Origin of the sequence: Streptomyces sp. SID5910 (assembly GCF_009862125.1) — a bacterium.
Classification (GTDB): Bacteria; Actinomycetota; Actinomycetes; order Streptomycetales; family Streptomycetaceae; genus Streptomyces.
On record NZ_WWHX01001006.1, the window covers coordinates 1 to 3,804 of the forward strand.

Below are 3,804 nucleotides of genomic sequence, written 5' to 3' on the forward strand. Positions count from 1 at the left end.
CGGCCTCCCACCTACGACGCTGAGCCCACCGCTCTGCCGCCCGCCGACCCCGACGCGCTGGACGGCCTCGTCGCGGACACCGTGCTGGAGGGTGCCCGGTACGGCGCCTGCACGCTGCGGGCCGTCTCCGTGCGGGGCGACTCCGCGCGCTACCGGGGAGACCCGCGCCGCGACGCCCTGCTCGTCGCCCGGTTCGGCGCGGGCGAGCAGGCGCTCGTCCTCGTGGCGATGGCGACCGGCGCCCGCGGGGCGGCCGGCACGCACCGTGCCGCCGCCCAGGTCTGCCGCTGGATCGGCCGGGCCGTGGGCCGCAGCCACGCCCGGCTCGCCGAGGACCTGCGCGCCGCCCGGCGCGGCGACCTCAAGTCCGGCCTGCACCGGCTCACCGACCGCAGCCTCGGCCGGCTCCGCGCCGAGGCCGCCGAACAGGGCCTCGCGCCCCACGAGTACGCGGCCACCCTGCGCTGTCTGCTGCTGCCCGCCGCGCCCGAGTGCCGCACCCGCGTGTTCTTCGGCGTCGGCGCCGGCGGACTGTTCCGGCTGCGGGACGGCGCCTGGCAGGACATCGAACCGCGCACCGGCGACATCACCGGCGAGCCCGTCGTCGGCTTCGGCTCCCCGCCGAGCGAGACCCCCGAGGGCGACCGGCTCACCATGGACCTGGGCGTCGCCACGCCGCCCGGCCCGTACGACGGGCCGCCCGACGGGACGCCCCGCGAGCCGTTCCGCTTCCGCGCCTCCGTAGCCCGCCCGGGTGACGTGCTGCTGATGTGCAGCACGGGCCTGGCCGAGCCGCTGCTCGGCGAGCGCGAGCTGGGCGAACTCCTCGCGCGGCGATGGTCCGGCGCCGCGCCGCCCGGCCTCGCCGGGTTCCTCGCCGACAGCGGGGTCCGGGTCAAGGGTTACGCCGACGACCGTACGGCCGCCGCCGTTTGGGAGGCGTGACGCCGCGCGCTGTGCCTCCATGGACCCATGGCCAAACAGAACGTCGCGGAACAGTTCGTCGACATCCTCGCCCGTGCCGGAGTGGAACGCCTCTACGGAGTGGTGGGCGACAGCCTCAACCCGATCGTGGACGCGGTGCGCCGCCACCCCGGCATCGACTGGGTGCATGTGCGGCACGAGGAGACCGCCGCCTTCGCCGCCGGCGCGGAGGCCCAGATCACCGGGAAGCTGGCCGCGTGCGCCGGCTCCTGCGGCCCCGGCAACCTCCACCTCATCAACGGGCTGTACGACGCCCACCGCTCCATGGCCCCGGTCCTCGCGCTGGCCTCGCAGATCCCGTCCAGCGAGATCGGCCTGGGCTTCTTCCAGGAGACCCACCCCGAACAGCTGTTCCGCGAGTGCAGTCACTACTGCGAGCTGATCTCCAGCCCCAAGCAGATGCCGAGGCTCTTGCAGACCGCCATCCAGCACGCCGTCGGCCAGGGCGGCGTCAGCGTCGTCTCGCTGCCCGGCGACATCGCGGACGAGCCCGCCCCGCAGGGCGCCGCCGAGACGGCACTCGTCACCTCCCGGCCCACCGTCCGGCCCGGCGACGACGAGATCGACCGGCTGGTGCGGCTGATCGACGACGCCGACAAGGTCACCCTGTTCTGCGGCAGCGGCACGGCGGGCGCGCACGCCGAGGTCATGGAGTTCGCCGGGAAGATCAAGTCGCCGGTGGGGCACGCGCTGCGCGGCAAGGAGTTCATCCAGTACGACAACCCGTTCGACGTCGGCATGAGCGGGCTCCTCGGCTACGGCGCCGCCTACGAGGCCACCCACGAGTGCGACCTGCTGATCCTGCTCGGCACCGACTTCCCGTACAACGCGTTCCTCCCCGACGACGTGAAGATCGCCCAGATCGACGTGCGGCCCGAGCGGCTGGGCCGGCGGTCCAAGCTGGACCTCGCGGTGTGGGGCGACGCGAAGGAGACGCTGCGCTGTCTGATCCCGCGGGTGAAGGAGAAGAAGAGCCGCCGCTTCCTCGACCGGATGCTCAAGAAGCACGCGGACGCGCTGGAGGGCGTCGTCAAGGCGTACACCCGCAAGGTCGACAAGCACGTGCCCATCCATCCCGAGTACGTGGCCGCCGTGCTGGACGAAGTCGCGGACGACGACGCGGTGTTCACCGTCGACACCGGCATGTGCAACGTCTGGGCGGCCCGGTACATCACGCCCAACGGCCGCCGCCGCATCATCGGTTCCTTCTCGCACGGCTCGATGGCCAACGCGCTGCCGATGGCGATCGGCGCCCAGCTCCCGGACCGGCACCGGCAGGTGATCTCGATGTCCGGCGACGGCGGGTTCACCATGCTGATGGGCGACTTCCTGACCCTCGTCCAGCAGGACCTGCCGGTGAAGGTCGTCCTGTTCAACAACTCCGCGCTCGGCATGGTCGAGCTGGAGATGCTGGTGGCGGGCCTGCCCTCGTACGGCGTGGCCAACCGCAACCCCGACTTCGCCGCCGTCGCCGAGGCCTGCGGTGCCTTCGGGGTGCGGGTGGAGAAGCCGAAGGAGCTGGCCGGGGCGCTGAAGGCGGCCTTCAAGCACAAGGGCCCGGCCCTGGTCGACGTCGTCACCGATCCGAACGCCCTGTCCATCCCGCCGAAGATCAGCGCCGACATGGTCACCGGCTTCGCCCTGTCCGCCTCGAAGATCGTCCTGGACGGCGGCGTGGGCCGGATGCTCCAGATGGCCCGGTCGAACCTGCGCAACGTGCCCCGGCCGTAGCCGCGCGGCGCTCCCGGGGCATTCGGCATGACTGGCCGGGGCCCGATCGGGCAAGGATTCCCGTGAACGTGTTCGAGTTGCAGAAGTTCGAGGAGCAGAAGGGAACCGACATCGGCACGCGGACGGGGGACATGGAGAGGCAGGCGGTGCCACAGCTCAGGCGGGCACTGGGCCGGGCGGATCTGCGGGCGGTGCCCGAGGCCCGGCGGGCGCTGCGCGAGCTGCTGCGGCACTGGGGCGGATCGGGGCAGTCGGAGATCGCGGAGCTGCTGACCAGCGAGCTGGTGACCAACGCGCTCGTCCACACCGACGACGACGCGGTGCTGACCGCGACGGTCTCCGAGCGCGGGCTGCGGGTGGAGGTGCGGGACCGCGTCGCCCGGCTGCCCCGGCAGCGCGCCCCGGAACCGGACGAGAGCACCCACGGCAGGGGCCTGGTCCTGGTGCAGTCCCTGGCGGACGCCTGGGGTGTGCGCGGGCACGACGTGGGCAAGTCGGTCTGGTTCGAGCTGGGCGCCGAGGCCGCGTGAACGCCGAAGGGGCGTGACACGCGGTCACGCCCCTTCGGCGGTGCGGTGGTGGGCCGGGCAGGTCGTCCCGGCCGGGCCGGCCTAGCCGAACTGCTGCTCCAGGTCCTTCAGCTTGCGCTCCAGGGAGTCCAGGCGCGGCAGGGCCTGGGTGTCGTCCTCCGCGGTGAGGTCGACGGTGCGCTGCTCAGTCCCGCCGCGCACGGGCTGAAGGGAGGGAAGCTGGCGTACGGGCAGCTGCTCAGGGGTCGATATGGCAGGCTCCGCGGCGGCCCGGTCCGAGCCGCGCTCCACCTGCTGGACGTCCACCTCGACCTGCCGGCCGCCGCGGCCGGGGAGACCGCGGTGCCCGTGGCCCCGGCTGATGGCCTTCAACTGGGCCCGCTCCAGGCGCTCCTGCTCGCGCCGCCGCAGCTTCTTCTCCTCCTTCTGGCGCCGGTCGTCGCGCACCTCCTCGACCGCCTCGTCCAGGCTGCGCACGCCCTCCAGGAGCATCAGCGACCAGGCGCGGTACGTCTCGCGGGGGGCGCGCAGCCAGCGGACCATGCGGATCTGCGGCAGC

3 protein-coding genes and 1 pseudogene are annotated in these 3,804 nt (G+C 73.3%); 3 read left to right on the top strand and 1 reads right to left on the bottom strand.

All coding sequences use genetic code 11. The annotated features are described in order from the left end of the window. The 3 genes from GTW67_RS35765 to GTW67_RS35775 all read left to right on the top strand — a co-directional run. Positions 1-945: protein phosphatase 2C domain-containing protein (locus GTW67_RS35765; protein ID WP_161168872.1), on the top strand; the 945-nt coding region annotated here is incomplete at its 5' end. Positions 946-972: 27 nt separating this feature from the next. Further along, positions 973-2,715, top strand: a complete 1,743-nt coding sequence (locus tag GTW67_RS35770) for a pyruvate dehydrogenase (protein WP_161168873.1) — start codon at positions 973-975, stop codon at positions 2,713-2,715. Between the two features lie 131 nt (positions 2,716-2,846). Next, the gene (locus GTW67_RS35775) at positions 2,847-3,245 is read left to right on the top strand and encodes an ATP-binding protein (protein ID WP_161168874.1); all 399 of its coding nucleotides are present in this window, start codon (positions 2,847-2,849) and stop codon (positions 3,243-3,245) included. Between the two features lie 81 nt (positions 3,246-3,326). Here the strand turns inward: GTW67_RS35775 and GTW67_RS35780 are convergent. Further along, positions 3,327-3,804, bottom strand: a pseudogene (locus GTW67_RS35780) (DUF2637 domain-containing protein); the annotation flags it as partial.

Bases quoted from the DNA above. Each gene is read 5' to 3' on its own strand.
- GTW67_RS35770 (WP_161168873.1), top strand. From the start codon at position 973: ATGGCCAAACAGAACGTCGCGGAACAGTTCGTCGACATCCTCGCCCGT.
- GTW67_RS35775 (WP_161168874.1), top strand. From the start codon at position 2,847: ATGGAGAGGCAGGCGGTGCCACAGCTCAGGCGGGCACTGGGCCGGGCG.